Genomic DNA, 17,422 nt, shown 5'->3' with positions numbered 1-17,422 from the left:
TCCGGGCCATGTCCTGGGCAGCGCTTCCTTCCTCAGCATCCCAGCCTTCCCGTACCGGTGCACGGCAGACCGCGCCATCGACCCGCTGACCTGCACGTGGGCGCGTGCCAGGAGGTGCTCGGCGATCCTCAGGACCGCCGCCCTCGCTGTCGGCAGGCGGACCGTCGAGCGGTGGTGCACGCCCTGCTTGGACTCGCCCTGTGTCTTCTCCGCGGCTCCGTGCCGAATACTCCGTGATCGGCCCGTCTCCAGCCTGAGATCGGATCAGGGGGTCGACAGTTCGAACCGCGAGACGCGGACCGCGCCGCCCAGCACCTGGGTGGCGTGATTGAAGAGGGCGAATCGGTAGCCCATGAAGAACCGCCAGTCGTTGCCCAGGGAGAAGGCCGGACCGAGGCGGATGAAGTGGGTGCCGTCGGTGCTGTAGGAGAAGGTGCCGGGGCGGGCCGCTCCGGGGCGGATGTCCGCGCTCGCGCGAAGCCAGACGCGGGTGCCGGAGACGGTGGCGTTCGCGACCTCGGTGCCGGTGCCGGTGGTGTTCCAGTTGCCGTCCATGGTCAGCCGGTCGACCATCGCCACCCGTGTCGCGCCGCCGTCGCGCTTCACACCGATCCAGGCGGAGGAGTCACGCAGCAGCGCGAGTCCGGCCCGGTCTCCGTCCCGCATCGCGGAGAAGTCGAGCAGGGCTGTCGCGGTGGAGGTGGGCCCCTGGATGCGGTGGGTGAGGGTGTTGCGGGCCCAGTACAGGTCGTTGGTGACGGTCGCGGTCCGCAGGGTCAGTCCGTTGCCGACGGACCACTTGGTGTTGTCCGGGTTGTGGTTCCACTCCCACCTCGGCTTGAGGCGCGTGCCGTCGAAGGTGTCGACGCCGATCATGGGGGTGACCTGACGAGGTGGGGTGGGCACGGCAGGCCTGGGGTACGAGGTGCCCCACGCGCCGTTCACGAGGTGTACGACGGGCCAGCCGTCCGGAGTCCAGGTGACCGGCGCCAGGGCGGGCACCCGGCCGCCGGGGTAGGCGTCCACGAAGGCCATGTAGTACCACGCGCCGTTCTGCGTCTGGACCAGCCCGCCCTGGTGCGGCACGCCACCGCCGGGGATCGGCCCGCGCAGGTCGAGCAGGACCTGCCGCATCGTGTAGGGGCCGAAGGGGCCGCTCGACGACTTCAGGATGTACTGGCCGTTGGCGGGGCGGGTCAGGAAGATGTAGTACTGCCCATTGATCTTGTAGAAGCGCGAGCCCTCCAAGGTGCCGACGCTCGACGGTGTGGTGAACACCTGCTGCGTGCGGACCTGGGTGCGCCCGTCGCGCGAGAGCTGGGCCACGCTGATGGTGGTGTTCCCGTACGCCACGTAGAGGGTGTCGTCGGTGTCGACGAGCAGGCCCGCGTCGTAGTAGGGCGTGCTGATCGTCGTGTGCCGGTTCCACGGACCCTCGACGTCGGTCGCGGTGTAGACGTAGGTCCTGGCGAAGTCGATCTGGCCGAGCCAGTAGAAGGTCCTGTTGCTCGGCCGGTAGGCCAGCGACGACGCCCAGACGCCCCGGACGTAGCCACGGGCACCGTTCAGGTCGTACTTGGCGCCGAAGTCGAGGACGGGCACCGAGTGACCGGCGATCTCCCAGTTCACAAGGTCGTACGAACGCAGGAGCGGCGCCCCGGGTGAGTAGTGCATCGTGGAGGCGGAGGCGTAGTAGGTGGCGCCGACGCGGATGACGTCGATGTCCGCGAAGTCCTGCCAGATGACCGGGTTCGTGTATGCCGGGGCCGCCGCGGCGGACCGGGAGGCTCCGGCCAGCGGCAGGAACGCACCGGTGACCAAGCCGGTGCCGGCGGCAAGTACCCGGCGACGATCCATGAATTGACGAGAACATGACATATCCATGCGTCGCTCCCTCTGTCGTGTTCGAGATGGAGAACGGGTGTCGACTCGCGAGCGTCCTGGATGCTAGGGGGTGGAGAGCTCCCGTCAATAGGTCTCGCATGATTCGTGCGACTCTCCGAAAATTTCGCTGTCTCGCGGTCCGTGGTGGAGCGTGCGCTGATGGGCATCCCGCACGGTCGGCACGGTTGACAAGCTCGGCCACCTCCCTAGTATCCGTGGCGTCGACGATCCGAAAGCCGGTCGAAATCTCGAATGATCGTCACTGTCATGTACCTGCTAAGGGTGGACGGCGGTTCAGCAGCCATCCCTTGTCTCGTGTCGGCGTGCCGACGAAAGGAACCCGAGGTGCCCATACGATCAGGCAGACGACTGCTCCGTCTCCTCGCGGCCGCCGCGCTGACGATCACCGCGTCGGTGACGGCCTCCGCTCACTCCACCGCCTCCGCCGCACCCGGCAGCCCGGCGCTCACCCCTCCGCTGGGTTTGAGTGCCCCGCTCATGGCCGGCAACGACATCCGCACCATGTCCGCCGACGTGAGCGCGATCCTGCGCAATCCGCGTCTCCTGGCGGTGAACCAGGACCCGCTGGGCGCGGGTGGTCGCAGGGTGCGCGACGACGGCGGCACCGAGGTGTTCGCCAAGCCCCTGTCCGACGGCTCCGTCGCGGTGGGCCTGTTCAACCGGGGAGGCGGCACGGCCACGATCACGACCACCGCCGCGCAAGTCGGCCTGGCCGGCGGCCCGTTCACGCTCACCGACCTGTGGTCCGGCGGCACGTCGAGCACATCCGGGCAGATCTCGGCGAGCGTCCCCGCGCACGGCGTGGCCGTGTTCCGGGTGAGCGGCGGCAGCCCGCTGGCGGCCACCACCTCGCGGCTGCGCGGCAGCGCGTCCGGCCGGTGCGTGGACGTGGACAAAGCCTCCACCGCGGCCGGGGCCACGGCGTTGATCTGGGACTGTCACACGGCTGCCAACCAGCTGTGGACCACCTGGGCCGGTGGTGAGATCCGCGTCTTCGGCGACAAGTGCCTGGACGCATACGAGCGGGGCACCGCCAACGGGACCCGGGTCATCTCCTGGCCCTGCAACGGCCAGGACAACCAGAAGTGGACCGTCGGCACCGACGGGTCGATCCGCAACGTCCGCGCCGGGCTGTGCCTCGACGTCAACGGCGCCGCCACCACCAACGGAACCCCGCTGGTCCTGTGGACCTGCAACGGTCAGGCCGGCCAGAAGTGGAACCGCACGTGAGGGACGTCGTCCACCGGCCACGGCGCCATCGGGAGCGCACCGAGACAGCCCGGCGCCGAGGCCCGGTCCCGGCACGCCCGGAAGGGAGTCGCACGAGGACCACCTGACCGGCGGTGCCGACGGGGTACGGGCCTCCATGGTCGCCAGCCGGTCACCCCGGTACTTCATGGGAATGGTGAACTTCTCGGCCGTGCCCGTGGCGTTCGTCAGCACCGGAGTGCCGTGGGTGGCCACGTCGATCTGTCAGGCGGCCCCTTGGAGAACCGGGCCTCGAGCGTGGCGTCGACGCCCTGGTCGCGATCACCGGCCGGCTTGGTCCTGATCCCCGTCAGCGGAGGGAGAGAGCCTGGCTCAGCGGTCGAGGGGCCGGTAGTCGAACCAGTCGAAGTGGACGGTGCCCTCCACGGCGTACATGCCGATGACCCGGCCCGTGAAGCCGCCGGCGACCTCGGTCGACAGGTAACGGCCGTCGAGGTTCGCGAGCTCGGTGAACGTGCCGTCGGGCTGTTCGACGCCCAGGGAGACGACGTCGGGTCCTGTGCACGGCCCGTGCGGAGAGGGCGGTTCCGAGATCGTGACGGCGAGGACGACCGGCCCGGCGGGCACGGAGCGCGCGGCCACGACCGTGCGCAGGGAGCCCACGCGCGCGACCACCCGGACCCGCGTGCCCGAGACCTCGATCGCGTAGTGATGCCGCTCGTCGAGCCGCACCGCCAGACCACCGCTTCCCTCAGCGGTGTCCACCAGAACGCGCGCCCGGCACGACGGATGCTGCTGGCGCCTGCCTGTGAACACCACGTCGGGCTCGTCGAGGGAGCCGCCCCGCGCGCGGAGCGTCAGCCATCCCGGGCGCTCCTTGAGGGTGCAGTGCTCGGCCGGCCGGTCGCGCAGGGAGATCCAGGACGGTCGCAGCTCGGCGAGCTCGAAGTCGTCCCGGTGGCCCTCGACGGGGCCGGGGGAGAGCGGCCACGGCGGTTCGGGCAGGTCCAGGGCGACCTCGCCGACGACCGGCCAGTCGTCCACCCAGGTCACGGGTGCCAGGAAGGTCTCCCGGCCGAGCACGTGCCAGCCCGGGGTGCCACCGCCCGGCCGGACCCCGAGCAGCACCGTCCACCAGGAGCCGTCGGGGCCCTGGACCAGGTCGGCGTGCCCGGTGTTCTGGACAGGGTGATCGGTGCCGCGATGGGTGAGGATCGGGTTGGCCGGGCACGGCTCGAACGGGCCGGCGGGCGTACGGCCCCTGGCGATCGAGACACCGTGGCCGCGTTCGGTGCCGCCCTCGGCAATGAGCAGATACCAGTAGTCGCCGATCCGGTACAGGTGCGGCGCCTCCGGAGCCTTGGCGTCCGGACCGCCGGACCAGAGCCTGTGCGGTGTCCCGTGCGTCTGACCGGTGGACGGGTCGATACGGACCTGGGAGACCCCGGCGACCGTGCACCAGCAGGTGCCGTCCTCGTCCCAGACCAGGTCCGGATCGATGCCGGGGACGCCCGGCGCCCAGATGGGGTCCGACCACGGTCCGGCGGGGTCGGTGGCCGTGACGATCAGATTGCCGCCGCCCTCGCTGCAGTTGGTGACGATCAGCCAGAAGCGGCCGTCGTGGTGGCGCAGGGTGGGGGCGTAGATCCCGCCGGAGGACGGCATGCAGGAGGGCAGGCGCAGTTGCTCCGGCCGGTCCAGCACGTTGCCGATCTGCGTCCAGTGCACCAGATCACGACTGTGGAAGAGGGGCACCCCGGGGAAGTACTCGAAACTGGAGCAGGCCAGGTAGTAGTCGTCGCCGACGCGGCAGACGCTGGGGTCGGGGTGGAAGCCGGGGATCACGGGGTTGGTGGAGCGTCCGTCCGGCTGGCGCAGAGGGGGCACCCGGTAGGTCCTCTCGTCGGTTCGTGATGTGGGCGTGTCGTGGTGGGGCGAATCCGGACTCGCCGTGCCGGGTCAGGCAGCCCACCGTGGGCGAGCGCAGCCGGCAGGCTCCGCCCTCACCGGGTGCTATGTGAGGCGCGTGCTGCCGTCGTCGGGGAAGACCATGTCGAGGCGAAGTGCCGCGTGCCCCCAGTGGAAGGCCCCGAGTTCCTCGGTCATATGGGCCCTTTCGAGGCGGCCCTCCTGTGGCCGGTTTCGAAGCGCTTCACCACCAGGCGCAAACTAGCGGACAATTCCCGTGCGAAACAAGGGTCCCGACCACAACTGATAGCTCTGCCCTGCTGTATGGACAGCTCAGCGACATGACTGCGTAGTCGAAGCGCTTCGACGTACCGACGGGACGAGAGTGATGGGCGCCTCGTGTACCGGCCCCCGCGGGCCCACCGCCCGCCGACGCGGGCGTGGGCAGCCGGACACGGCCTTCGGCGGTGCGCGCCGAGGCCGTGGGCCGTACGCGTACATGCCGCAGGGGCGGACGTCACCGGCACGCCGCCCGGCGGCCCGGGCGCCGTTCGGATCCGGAGCGAGGGGGCGACCGCCTCGCATCGCACGCTGAGGGATGCGGCAGACGCCCTCGTCGAGCGGGGCCCCCGGACGACGCCCCGCAAGTCTGTTCCCCGAGGCACGTCGGCCGTCCGGCCTGCCGTGGCCGGTTGAGCGCCGTGTCCCGCGGCGGGATGCTGGAGGCAGCGCCCATGACGGGTGGCGCGGCGCCGTGCCGGGGTGCGGCAGGAACGAGGTCGGGATATCCCATGGAATACGAGCCCGACACGACCACAGGAGTAAGGGGAGTAGCCGCACCCGACGACTTCGCGGTCGTCATCGACGCCCGCGGACTCGTCATGATGTGGAGCGCCGGAGCCGGGCGACTGCTCGGCTACCGGCGCGAGGAAGTGGTGGGTCGGCAGGCCGCCGGCCTGCTCGCCGCGCGGCTGCCCGTCTCGATGCGGCGCCACCTGGCCGCTTGGGAACCGTGGACGAGTGACGTGGTGCTGCGGAACCGGCACGGAGACCGTGTCACCGTGCAGCTCCGGGGCACGCCGCTGGTGGACACGTACGGGGGTCCCCACTGGATCGTCACCCGAGCGGTGACGACGTACGCCTCCGCACCGACCGACGCGGGCACGGCGGAGCTGTGGGACCTCACGCTCGCGCAGCTCCCGTTGCCCGTGGCCGTCTACGACAGTGAGGCACGGTTCGTCACGTGCAACCAGGTGATGAGCCAGGCCATGGGCCTGACACCGCAGGAGATGCGGGGCCGGACGTTGTGGGAGATCTATCCCACCCCACCCATGGACGAGATCGATCGCCTTCAGCATCACGTCGTGCGCACAGGCGAGATGATTTTCCGCGAGAATCAGCCGTTCCGGGCCTCGGGCGAGGTCCGCGACCACGCCTGGTCGCTTTTCCTCTCCCCGCTCAAGGGCCCGACGGGCGCGGTGTCGGGGATGTCGGCGCTGGTGATCGACATCACCGAGCAGTACTGGGCCCGGCGTCGCCTCGCCGTGCTGAACGACGCCAGCGTGCGTATCGGCAGCACGCTCGATGTGACCCGTACGGCAGAGGAACTGGCCGAGGTGGCGGTGACCGGGTTCGCCGACTTCGCCTCCGTCGACCTGTTGGAGTCGGTCGTCCAGGGACGCGAGCCGCAACCCGTACCCCCCGGAACTCCGGTCGTCTGCCGCCGTACCGCGAAACGGTCGGTACTCCAGGGATGCCCGGAATCCGTCGTCCGGACAGGTGACACCGACGTCTACCCTCCCGGCTCCCCACCGGCGCAGGCCTTGATCACCGGTCGGGGCAGCCACTACAGCGTGGGCGACCCACCGCTACGCGCATGGACGACGGCGTCCCCGGCCCGCGCCGAGAGCATGAGGCGATTCAAGATCCATTCGGTGATGATGGTGCCACTGAGCGCACGGGGGATCACCCTCGGCGTGATGCAGCTTCTGAGGCACCGCACAGCGGATCCCTTCGTCCCCGACGATCTGACACTCGCCGAGGAGATCGCCGCCCGGGCGGCCGTGAGCATCGACAACGCCCGCCGCTACACCCGTGAGCACCGCACCGCGCTCACCCTCCAGCGCAGCCTGCTGCCCGAGCGGCTGCCGGGCGCGGAGGCAGTGGACCTCGCCTATCGGTACCTCCCCGCCGGTTCGGGCGACGAGATCGGTGGCGACTGGTTCGACGTGATCGCCCTGTCCGGGGGACGGGTCGCGCTGGTGGTCGGCGACGTGGTGGGCCACGGCGTACGCGCCTCGGCCACCATGGGCCGCCTGCGCACCGCGGTACGCACCCTCGCCGACGCCGATTTCACCCCCGACGAGCTGCTCACCCGGTTGGACGACCTGGTCATCCGCCTCGACCGGGAGGAAGGCCCGGAGACGCGGGGGCAGGCGGAGGAGGCCTCGGGAGAGGTCGGGGCCACGTGCCTCTACGCCGTCTACGATCCCGTCACCGGTTGCTGCGACTTGGCACGGGCAGGACACCCGCCGCCCGTCCTGGTGTCCTCCGACGGCACCGCACGTGTGCTGGACCTGCCCGCCGGGCCGCCGCTCGGTCTGGGGGGACTGCCCTTCGAGGCCGCCCGGATCGACGTGGGCGAGGGCAGTCTGCTCGCCCTCTACACCGACGGCCTGATCCAGGCCCCCGACCGCGACATCGACGTGGGACTCGACCTGCTGAGTGAAACGCTCCGCCGCCCGGCCGCCGATCTGGAGGACACCTGCGACGAAGTCCTGCGCACGCTACCGCCCGGCCCTCCTGCCGACGACATCGTCCTGCTCCTGGCCCGCACCTCCAGGCTCGGTGCCGACCAGGTCCGCACCTGGCGGCTGCCCATGGATCCCGCCGCCGTCGCCGGGGCCCGCAAGATGGCGGCCGAGCAGCTGGACAGCTGGGGGCTGGCCGAGCTCGAGTTCGCCACCGAGTTGATCGTCAGCGAGCTGGTCACCAACGCCATCCGGTACGGCAACGGCCCCGTCGAGCTGCGCCTCATCCGCGCCGACGCACTCGTCTGCGAAGTCTCCGACGGCAGCAGCACCGCCCCGCACCTGCGGAGGGCCCGGGTCTTCGACGAGGGCGGACGCGGACTGCTGCTCGTGGCCCAGGTCGCCGAGCGCTGGGGCAGTCGTCAGACCTCCCTCGGAAAGACGATCTGGGCAGAGCAGCCCCTGCCGCGTGAGCCCGAGCGCGACGACGGCCGGCCGCGCGCGAACGGCTGACGCCCGCCTCGATGATGCGCTGCACGGAGTCACACTCCGGGAAGCTCCGAAACAGCCCGGTCGGCCGGTGTCGTGACGCACGACGACTCCGCCCGGGCCAGTCGGCGATGCCGTCCGAGGCGATGCCGGATGACGAAGAAGACGGCCGTGGAGCCCGTCGAGAACCGGGCGAAGACCTTGATCCAGAAGTCGAAGACTCCGTCGGGCGACTACGTCATCAACCCCAACAGGGGTGGGGCCGAAGGACGATGATTGACGCGATGCCGTTCCGGCTGTGGGCTGCGTGCAAGAATGGCGCCCGTGACCGGATCGTCATCGTCGCCCGTTGCCGAGAGCACGCCCCGCCGTGTCGGTCTGGGTCCTCGTGCCGCCGCAATGCTGGTGTTCGGATCCTCGGCAGCGGTTCTGGTCGTCGAGATCGTCGCCTTGCGGCTGCTCGCCCCCTACCTCGGCCTGACCCTCGAGACCAGCACCATGGTGATCGGCATCGCGCTCACCGCCATCGCCTTCGGATCCTGGCTGGGCGGGCACATCGCGGACCAGGTCGATCCACGCCGGCTCATCGGACCGTCGCTCGGAGTGTCCGGAGCGGTGGTGGCGCTCACCCCGTCCGTGTTGCGCGGCACCGCGGAGTGGGCGCCCGCGGTGCTCTTGGTCATCGCTTCACTGACCATCCTGGTGCCGGGCGCGCTGCTCTCCGCGGTGACCCCGTTCGTGACGAAGCTGCGTCTCACCAACCTGGCAGAGACCGGTTCGGTGGTCGGCCGACTTTCGGGGATCGGCACCGTCGGCGCCATCGTCGGCACCGTACTCACCGGCTTCGTCCTCGTGTCGCGGTTGCCGGTCAGCGGCATACTGCTCGGCCTCGGGGCACTGCTGGTGGCAGCCTCGGCGTGGATCGAGTGGCGAACCCGCGGGTGGAGCGGCGCCCCCGCACTGACAGCCGTGGTCCTGGCCGGTGGTCTCGCCGTCTCGGCGGCGCCCGGGGGCTGCGACGTGGAGACCAAGTACCACTGTGCACGGGTCGTCGCGAACCCGGACGGGGGCAACGGCCGCACGCTCGTACTGGACGGCCTGCGGCACTCGTACGTCGACGTCGACGACCCGACCCAGCTGAAGTTCGCGTACGTGCGCGCCATCGCGTCGGTGGTCGACGCCGCCTTCCCGCAACGTGAACCACTCATCGCCCACCACCTGGGCGGCGGCGGACTCACCCTTCCCCGCTACCTCGCGGCCACGCGGCCCGGAACGCACAGCCTCGTCTCCGAGATCGACGGCGGGGTCGTGCGCATCAACCGCGAGCAACTGGGACTGCGATCGCAAGCCGGTGTCGACGTACGCGTCGAGGACGGCAGGCTGGGCCTGCGGCGGCTGGAGACCGGCAGTCGTGACCTGGTCATCGGGGACGCCTTCGGGGGCGTCAGTGTCCCCTGGCACCTGACCACGGCGGAAGCGATGGCTGATGTACGGCGTGTGCTCAACGAGGAAGGTCTGTACGTGGCCAACCTCATCGACCACGGCGGCATGGACTTCGCACGCGCCGAAGTGGCCACCCTGGACGAGACGTTCGAGCACGTCGCCCTCCTCGGCGAACCCGCCGACATGGGCCAGGGCACGGCTGCCGACGTCGTCGGCGGCAACCTGGTGGTCCTCGCGTCCGACCGGCCGGTCGCTCTGCGCGCCGTTCAGAAAGCTCTCGACGCCCGGCGAACCGGCTGGAGGATCACCACCGGGCAGGACCTCACCTCCTGGACGGGCGATGCCCAACTCCTCACCGACGATCACGCACCCGTGGACCAACTCCTCCAGCCCTACAGTCCGCAGAGCGGCCGATGACAGGGATGCTCGCGGTGACGGGACGGTCCGGTGCGAACCCTGCGCCCCACAACGCGGCCGGGGCCCGCTCCGCAGCGGTACGCGGGTGATGGTGCCGCCTCCTTGCGGCCGGCCGAACCGTGCTCGGCAACCGCGACGACTGCACAGCATGAGGGATCCATTGCCTTGGCCACCGGGGCAACGCCGCACTGTCGTCGCACACCACGAGCCGTGGCCGGTATCCCGAGGAGGCAGTAGTGGCAAGGGAACCGGGACGGCAAGGCCGACTGCGTCCCGACGGACGGCACTGGTTCTGGCAGCCCCTTCCGCCGTCGCGGAGCGCACCCCAGGACGTCCGTGGTCCAGGCGCCGCGCGACGAGATCCGGCCCGGGCCCCGCTCCTCGAGAGGAACGGGCCCCGGGCCGGCCGATGTGGCTCTGGCAGTGCGTCAGGACCCGGGAATCAGACCCGGGAATCAGACCCGGGTGAGGCGGACCGCCACGGTCTCGCCGACCGTCACCGGCAGGTCGTAGTCCGGGTCCGTCGCCGTCGCGCGGCCCTCGACCTCGACGTTCCCCTTCTGGAAGGGGACCGAGCCGGTGGGTACGGCGGTACCGGTCCAGGAGACCGGGGCGCCCGGGGTGCAGGACACCGATGTGTAGAAGGAACCGCGGATGAGGTCCCGCTTCTTCACCTGCGTGACATCGCCCGCCACGGTCACCTGCACCGGCTTGTTGCAGCTCACCGTGCCGTGGAGGGTGGCCTTGCCGTTGAGGGAGCTGGCGGTGCCGGCCAGGGCGATGTCGAGGCCCAGGCCGAGTTCGGCCGGCGGGGCCGGGTTCTCGATGTGGACCTCACCGCGCGCGGCCGGGGTGCCTCCCTCGCAGTGCTGCACAAAGGTGGCGTCGAGCTTCTTCACGTAGCCCTGCGGGCCGAATTCCACTGCGGCGACGGTGAAGGTGCCGGTGAGCTGGTTGCAGCCGCGGCCGTTGCCGCTGAGCGACAGGCCCGGTTCCGCCCCGTCGTTGAACGGGTAGCGGGTGGCTCCGGTGTAGGTCCCGGGCGTCAGGGTCTTCCCGGACGGCGCCGCGAGGTTCAGGGTCCACCAGTCGCCGTTCGCCCCCTCGAGGGAGACGGTGACCACCCTGTTGTCGGTGTTGCCGGAGACGTCCATGCGGTCTTGGGACGCTGTCGCGTAGGCGTAGGACCGGCCGCCGCTGATGTAGTCGTCCTCGTCACCGTGGAAGCTGAAGGAGCCTTCGGTGACCGGCAGGGCGTGTGCTTCCGTCCCGGCGAGCAGGCCCGTGGTGCCGGTGGCCATGGCCAGCGCCAACGCGAGGGTGGCGGTGGCACGGGCCAGGGCGCGTCTGGGCAGGCTGAGATTCATGGATGTTTCCCCTGGTGAGATGACGTGAGTCCCGTCCGCCGACGTGATGCCTCCGCGTGGGTGTTCGCACGCTTGCCCGCGTGATCCCGTCGGCGAGGCGAGTCTGCCAACTCAACGGATGTGCGACAACTGTGTTTCCGGTGTGGTGAGTTGATGCTTCAGCCAACACCTGATGTCGGAGTCGTACATCGGACAGGGGCTTTGCTGTGCATCAAGCCGCCGCGTCACCGTGGTGGGTTGGGCCTGGTCGTAGTCCCTGAGTGGAAGGTCTGCGGGGACTGCGGAGGAGGGGGTGCCCGGCCGAGTGGGCCGGGCCGATGAGCGCCGGCGCCGGGGGCGACCACGGGGCGGTAGGGCAACGGCGTGGAACCAGCGTGCGGTTGGAGCGGTGAAGGTCACCAAAGCATATCGGGCATTCAGGGCTTGGATCTTCACGGAAGGCTCACAAGTTGGCTACCTTGGTCACCGACTGCACGAGTTCCGCCGATGGGTGGATGGTCTCGTGCACGCTCGGACGAAAGGAGCGCTCTTTCCATGGCGCCGGAACGAACCTCGTGCCCCGCAGTGGCCGACTTGGCGGGCAAGGCCGACTCCCTTGCACCTACGGACGTCGCTGCTGAGGCCCGGCTCTCGCCGTCTGCTGGTGGCCACGGTGGCGACTGAGAGCGAAGCGCTGAGCCCTGACGAGGTGCGTCGGTATGTCGACCACCTTTACGACCGGGCCGAGAACGCCACGGGTACCTTCAACGCGACCCGTGCCGCCAACGCGACCCGTGCCGCCAACGCGGCCCGCGCCGCCGCGATCCCGCGCCAGCGGAACGCGGGCACCCGCGGCCGCTCCCAGGAAGACCCGGAGCCCGCGTTCGGATCCCTGACCCGGCAGTGGTTCGACGCCGCCCGTGCCAAGCTGGGCCCGACCGTGCCGGCTTCGCTGCCGGACGAGAGGCTGCCGGTCCGTCCCGACGCCGCGCCCCGGACGGCGCGATCCACGCGCCCGGCGGAACGTCCCGCCGAGCCCCTCGCCCTCGAAGCGCCCAAGGAGCCCGAGGAGCCCACCCATGCTGTGTGGGAGCTGACCGGCGGATCGGCCCAGGTGACGACGCCTGCTCTCCCGCGGCTCTCCGGCCCTCCCGTCGCACCGGCTGCGGCAGGCGAGTCCACACAGGACGAGAGCGCTTGGCGTGCCGACACGCACTTGACTCCCGGTGGGGGCGTGGCGGGATGGCCTCTGTACGAGCCCGAACCAGCCCTCGCCCCGGAGCCCGGGCCTCTGCCCGCCCCGCAGGCCGCTGCGGCGCTGCCCGTCGGTCCAGCCCGGACCGCGCCTTATGAAGCCGCGTCCTTTGACACCGCGACCTATGACGCCGGTCTGCCGGGCGTCCCTGTACCGGCCGCTGCGGCCCTTGCTCCGGCACTGCCGGTCGAACCGGCCGCCGCACCCGTCCCCACCGCGCCGACGACGGTTGCCGTCCTCACTGCGCCGGTCATCTCGGCGGCAGGGGAAACCACCGTCACCAGCGTCGCGTCAGCCGCCCACGGCGGGTCCTGGCTGTCTCCGGCGGTCGGCCACAGTACCCAGACCGAGCGGGTGATCGCCTTCGCCCGAGGGCAGATCGGCCGACCGTGCGTCTGGGGCGCGGCCGGGCCGGGGTCGTTTGACGCCCCAGGACTCACCCAGGCGGCGTGGAAGGCCGCCGGCGTGACGCTTCCCCGCACCACCGAGGCCCAGTGGAGGGCGGGGTTGCAGGTCGCGCTCACTGAGATCCAGGTGGGAGACCTGGTCTTCTTCCATGACGACCTCAGCCACGTCGGCATCTGGAGCGGCGGCGGCGTGATGATCCACGCCCCAGGTCCGGGAGCGCGCATCCGAGAGGAGTCGGTCTTCTTCGCCGGTCAGTCGGCGATCAAGGGTGTGGTGCGCCCGGCCTGATGTCGGCCTGGCCGTCGGCGGGGTGACGTCTGTGGCCGGCCGAGTTCGTCCGGACGGTCCCAGCAGGGTGTGCCCGGTTCAGGACCTGACGTGGCGCCGGGGCCATGTGGCGTTCGGCGTTCCTTCCCCAGCCTGGTGCCTGTGGATCTTCTTGGGGGCGGGGTGGTGCGGCAGGTGGGCTGGCGTGGCATATGCGCCCGTCAGTCCGGTCACCCGCCCCTTGTCGTGCGGAACTGTTCCGGTCGCCTCGTCGGACGGCAGTCCCGGCACCGGCGCGCCCCGGAAACCGATGGCGCGCAACACGGTCGTGGAGGGCACCAGCGCGTCGCCGCTCGCACCGGTGACGCGCACGGCCCGCACGCTCCCGTCGTCGCCCCCTCCCACGATCTCCGTCGGCGCGGAGTGCAAGCGCGGCACGATACGGTGGCCCGCAGGGGGCGGGTGTGACCAGTCGGTCTTTTCGCGACGCACATTCCGCAGCAGCGCGGCGAGTTCGTGCGGTCGGCGACGTCGATCGCGCTGCCGATGCGCGGGTCGGCGCCGACGCACCGGCCAACGGGTGGCCACCTTCAGGTGGCGTCGGCCTACTGGATGCTGTCGCCGCGGTTGTTGAACGCCATGTGCGTGCCGATGCGACGGAAGTCGTTGATCACGCCGAGGAGGCTCTTGTTCGTCGGCAGGAGATCGCGCAGCGCGGTGTTGTCCTGCAGCCGGGCGCGCAGCAGGTCCTTGTAGGCGTTGTACACCCTCGCCGTGTAGTTGGGTTCCCTGGCAGCGTTCATCCGGTAGTCGTCGGTGATCGCGATGGACGCCAGGTCCATGAGGTAACAGTCGAACAGGTCGGTGACGTCCGCGGTCTTCGCGCCCTCTTCCCCCGCCTGCGCCTGCCGGGCGAGTATCTCGGCCGTCTCCACCACGATCTCGCGGTAGACACGGTGCCTCGTGCTGCTGGGGAAGGCCGCCATGATGTGGTCGGCCTGCCCGGCGCCCCGCGTGCTCATGGTGCGCGGGACGGCCAGATCCGCCAGGCCCGGCACCGGCAGAGGCCGACAAGTGGCCCGCCCAGGCCGCCATCTCCACCATCGTGATCTGGCGCTGGACCGGTTACAACGCGCTGCTCTACCTGGCCGCGATGCAGGCCATCCCCGCCGACCGCTACGAGGCGGCCGCCCTCGACGGCGCTTCCCGGTGGCAGCAGTTCACCCACGTCACCGTGCCCGGGATCCGCTCCACCATCGTCTTCACCATCGTGCTCTCGACCATCGGCGCCACCCAGCTGTTCGGCGAGCCGCTGATCTTCGGCCAGGGCCCCAACGGGGTGAGCGGCGGCGCGGACAACCAGTACCAGACGCTGGGGCTGCTGCTGTACGAGGAGGGCTGGAAGAACTACCAGATGGGTCGCTCGGCGACCGTGGCCTGGGCGATGTTCCTGCTGCTCGTCGTCGTCTTCCTCGGGCAGCGCCTCGTCAAGCGCGCACGCTCCCGCACGTCCTGACCTGGAGTCATCATGACCACTCAGAGTCTCCCGGCCCGGACCGGCACCGCGGCCCGGACCTCCGCCGACGATCCGGCCGGGCGCGGGGGCCGTCGGCTGCTGCGCCCGCGCGCCGGTCGCCAGCACCACGCCGGGCCCCTCGCCTACGTGCTGCTCGCCGTCATGGCGGTGTTGTCGATCTTCCCGCTGTACTGGACGATGGTGGCCGCCTCCACCGACAACACCCGGGTCAGCCAGACCCCGCCGCCCTTCCTGCCCGGCCCGAACCTGTTCAGCAACCTCGCCCGGGCCTGGGACGAGGCCGCGATGGGCAAGGCCATGATCAACAGCCTGATCGTGGCCGGGGTGATCGCCCTGTCCACGGTCATGTTCGAGACGCTCGCCGGGTTCGCCTTCGCCAAGCTGCGGTTCAAGGGCCGCAACGCCCTGCTCATGCTGGTCATCGGCACCATGCTGGTGCCGCCGCAGCTCGGCGTCGTGCCGCTGTTCATGATGATGGCCGAGCTGGGCTGGTCCCAGCAGCTGCCCGCCGTCATCTTCCCGACGCTGGTGAGCGCGGTGGGCGTCTTCTTCATGCGGCAGTACCTGTCGGAGGCGCTGCCGGACGAACTCGTCGAGGCAGGACGCGTGGACGGAGCCCACTCGCTGCGGATCTTCTGGAGCATCGTGCTTCCGGTCGCCCGGCCCGCGATGGCAGTCCTGTTCATGATCACGTTCGTGCACGCCTGGAACGACTTCTTCTGGCCGTTCGTGGTCCTCGACATGACCAACCCGACGGTCCCCGTCGCCCTCACCCAGCTCAGCGCCGGGTATGTCCGCGACCAGTCGCTGATCATGGCCGGTGCCCTGCTCGGCACGCTGCCACTGCTGGCGATGTTCATCGTCTTCGGCCGTCAGATCGTCAGCGGCATCATGGCGGGCGCCGTCAAGGGCTGACCCGCCGCGCCCGGACCGCCCGCACACCGACCCCCTGCCAGGCCTCCGCCTGCGCAACCCCCTACCCCGAAAGGACCCACGTGGTCACCGCACAGCAGACCGCATCCACCCCGGACACCGCCCGCACCTTCCCCAGGGGTTTCCTCTGGGGCTCCGCGACGGCCGCCTACCAGATCGAGGGCGCCGCGGCGGAGGACGGTCGCACGCCGTCCATCTGGGACACCTACGCCCGCACCCACGGCCGGGTCCGCAACGGCGACACCGGTGACATCGCCACCGACCACTACCACCGCCGCAGCGAGGACGTCGCCCTCATGGCCGAACTCGGCCTGGGCGCCTACCGCTTCTCCCTCGCCTGGCCCCGCGTCCAGCCCACCGGCCGCGGCCCCGCCGTGCAGAAGGGCCTGGACTTCTACCGGCGCCTCGTCGACGAGCTGCTGGAGAAGGGCATCCAGCCCGTCGCCACCCTGTACCACTGGGACCTGCCGCAGGAGCTGGAGGACGCCGGCGGCTGGCCCGAGCGCGCCACGGCCGAGCGGTTCGCCGAGTACGCGGCCCTCGCGGCGGACGCTCTCGGCGACCGGGTGAAAACCTGGACCACGCTCAACGAGCCCTGGTGCAGCGCCTTCCTCGGCTACGGCTCCGGCGTGCACGCCCCCGGCCGCACCGACCCGGTCGCCGCCCTGCGCGCCGCCCACCACCTCAACCTGGGACACGGTCTGGCCGTCCAGGCGCTGCGTGCCCGGTTCCGCGCCGACGCACAGGTCTCGGTCACCCTGAACATCCACCACGTCCGCCCGCTCACCGCGACGGACGGCGACGCCGACGCGGTCCGCCGGATTGACGCCCTCGCCAACCGGGTCTTCACCGGCCCGATGCTGACCGGCATCTACCCGGAGGACCTGTTCAAGGACACCGCCGAGCTGACCGACTGGTCCTTCGTCCAGGAGGGCGACCTGCAGCTGATCCACCAGCCGCTGGACTTCCTCGGCGTCAACTACTACAGCCCCACCCTGGTCTCCGAAGCGGACGACAACGGCACCCACACCTCCGACGGACACGGCGACAGCGCCCACAGCCCGTGGCCGGGAGCCGACCGGGTCGCCTTCCACCAGCCGCCCGGCGACACCACCGCGATGGGCTGGGCCATCGACCCCAGCGGCCTCTACGAGCTGCTGCGCCGGCTCGCCTCCGACTGCCCGGGGCTGCCGCTGGTCGTCACCGAGAACGGCGCTGCCTTCGACGACTACGCCGACCCCTCCGGCCAGGTGAACGACCCGGCCCGGATCGCGTATGTGCGAGGCCATCTGGCCGCCGTCCACCAGGCGATCCTGGACGGCGCGGACGTGCGCGGCTACTTCCTGTGGTCCCTGCTGGACAACTTCGAGTGGGCCCACGGCTACAGCAAGCGCTTCGGCGCCGTGTACGTCGACTATCCGACCGGCACCCGCATCCCCAAGGCCAGCGCCCGCTGGTCCTCCCAGGTCGCCCGCACCGGGGTACTGCCGGGAGCCTGACCGGACCCGCGGCACACCCGACGTGGTGCGAGGTGACGCATCGCCGGACCGCCCCC

Annotated in this window: 11 protein-coding genes and 3 pseudogenes; 8 read left to right on the top strand and 6 right to left on the bottom strand. The window is 70.7% G+C overall.

The window, feature by feature from the left end; translation table 11 throughout:
• Positions 1-264 precede the first annotated feature (264 nt).
• Positions 265-1,857 (bottom strand): glycoside hydrolase family 43 protein, encoded by a 1,593-nt coding sequence (locus tag ABTX62_RS16820; protein ID WP_352116861.1) that lies wholly within the window; start codon positions 1,855-1,857, stop codon positions 265-267.
• A gap of 510 nt (positions 1,858-2,367) precedes the next feature.
• Here ABTX62_RS16820 and ABTX62_RS16815 point away from each other — a divergent pair.
• Positions 2,368-3,135, top strand: a pseudogene (locus ABTX62_RS16815) (RICIN domain-containing protein); the annotation flags it as partial.
• Between the two features lie 168 nt (positions 3,136-3,303).
• Here ABTX62_RS16815 and ABTX62_RS16810 read toward each other — a convergent pair.
• Together ABTX62_RS16810 and ABTX62_RS16805 are read right to left on the bottom strand one after the other, a co-directional pair.
• A pseudogene (locus ABTX62_RS16810) lies at positions 3,304-3,348 on the bottom strand (hypothetical protein); the annotation flags it as partial.
• Positions 3,349-3,486: 138 nt separating this feature from the next.
• Entirely contained in the window at positions 3,487-5,001 is a 1,515-nt protein-coding gene (locus ABTX62_RS16805; RefSeq protein WP_352116860.1) for a glycoside hydrolase family 43 protein, read from the bottom strand.
• An 812-nt stretch (positions 5,002-5,813) separates the two neighbouring features.
• Between ABTX62_RS16805 and ABTX62_RS16800 the strand changes: the two genes are divergently transcribed.
• The 3 genes from ABTX62_RS16800 to ABTX62_RS16790 all read left to right on the top strand — a co-directional run bounded on the left by ABTX62_RS16800 (position 5,814) and on the right by ABTX62_RS16790 (position 10,121).
• Positions 5,814-8,285 carry a SpoIIE family protein phosphatase gene (locus ABTX62_RS16800; RefSeq protein WP_352116859.1) on the top strand — a complete coding sequence of 824 codons (2,472 nt, stop codon included), beginning with the start codon at positions 5,814-5,816 and terminating at the stop codon, positions 8,283-8,285.
• A 129-nt stretch (positions 8,286-8,414) separates the two neighbouring features.
• Positions 8,415-8,537 (top strand): hypothetical protein, encoded by a 123-nt coding sequence (locus ABTX62_RS16795; protein WP_352116858.1) that lies wholly within the window; start codon positions 8,415-8,417, stop codon positions 8,535-8,537.
• A gap of 48 nt (positions 8,538-8,585) precedes the next feature.
• Positions 8,586-10,121: a fused MFS/spermidine synthase gene (locus tag ABTX62_RS16790; protein WP_352116857.1), complete on the top strand. Its 1,536-nt coding sequence runs from the start codon at positions 8,586-8,588 to the stop codon at positions 10,119-10,121.
• Positions 10,122-10,576: 455 nt separating this feature from the next.
• On the opposite strand, the gene ABTX62_RS16785 is transcribed toward ABTX62_RS16790, so the two are convergent.
• Complete coding sequence (locus tag ABTX62_RS16785) at positions 10,577-11,488, bottom strand: hypothetical protein (protein ID WP_352116856.1); 912 nt, start codon at positions 11,486-11,488, stop codon at positions 10,577-10,579.
• A 652-nt stretch (positions 11,489-12,140) separates the two neighbouring features.
• Between ABTX62_RS16785 and ABTX62_RS16780 the strand changes: the two genes are divergently transcribed.
• Positions 12,141-13,418, top strand: coding sequence for a C40 family peptidase (locus tag ABTX62_RS16780; protein ID WP_352116855.1), 1,278 nt, complete (start codon positions 12,141-12,143; stop codon positions 13,416-13,418).
• A gap of 78 nt (positions 13,419-13,496) precedes the next feature.
• Here the strand turns inward: ABTX62_RS16780 and ABTX62_RS16775 are convergent, their stop codons facing one another.
• The gene (locus ABTX62_RS16775) at positions 13,497-13,826 is read right to left on the bottom strand and encodes a hypothetical protein (RefSeq protein WP_352116854.1); all 330 of its coding nucleotides are present in this window, start codon (positions 13,824-13,826) and stop codon (positions 13,497-13,499) included.
• A 176-nt stretch (positions 13,827-14,002) separates the two neighbouring features.
• A complete protein-coding gene (locus tag ABTX62_RS16770) occupies positions 14,003-14,419 on the bottom strand; it encodes a hypothetical protein (RefSeq protein ID WP_352116853.1) in 417 nt (138 codons plus the stop codon).
• Between the two features lie 29 nt (positions 14,420-14,448).
• Here ABTX62_RS16770 and ABTX62_RS16765 point away from each other — a divergent pair.
• The 3 genes and pseudogenes from ABTX62_RS16765 to ABTX62_RS16755 form a co-directional block, all read left to right on the top strand.
• A pseudogene (locus ABTX62_RS16765) lies at positions 14,449-14,913 on the top strand (carbohydrate ABC transporter permease); the annotation flags it as partial.
• 12 nt (positions 14,914-14,925) lie between these two features.
• Positions 14,926-15,849: a carbohydrate ABC transporter permease gene (locus ABTX62_RS16760; protein ID WP_352116852.1), complete on the top strand. Its 924-nt coding sequence runs from the start codon at positions 14,926-14,928 to the stop codon at positions 15,847-15,849.
• Positions 15,850-15,929: 80 nt separating this feature from the next.
• The gene (locus ABTX62_RS16755; RefSeq protein ID WP_352116851.1) at positions 15,930-17,366 is read left to right on the top strand and encodes a GH1 family beta-glucosidase; all 1,437 of its coding nucleotides are present in this window, start codon (positions 15,930-15,932) and stop codon (positions 17,364-17,366) included.
• The last annotated feature ends 56 nt before the right edge of the window (positions 17,367-17,422 follow it).

This window comes from Streptomyces sp. NPDC096046 (assembly GCF_040303285.1).
Lineage (GTDB): Bacteria > Actinomycetota > Actinomycetes > Streptomycetales > Streptomycetaceae > Streptomyces.
This window is presented reverse-complemented; position numbering and strand designations above follow the sequence as displayed.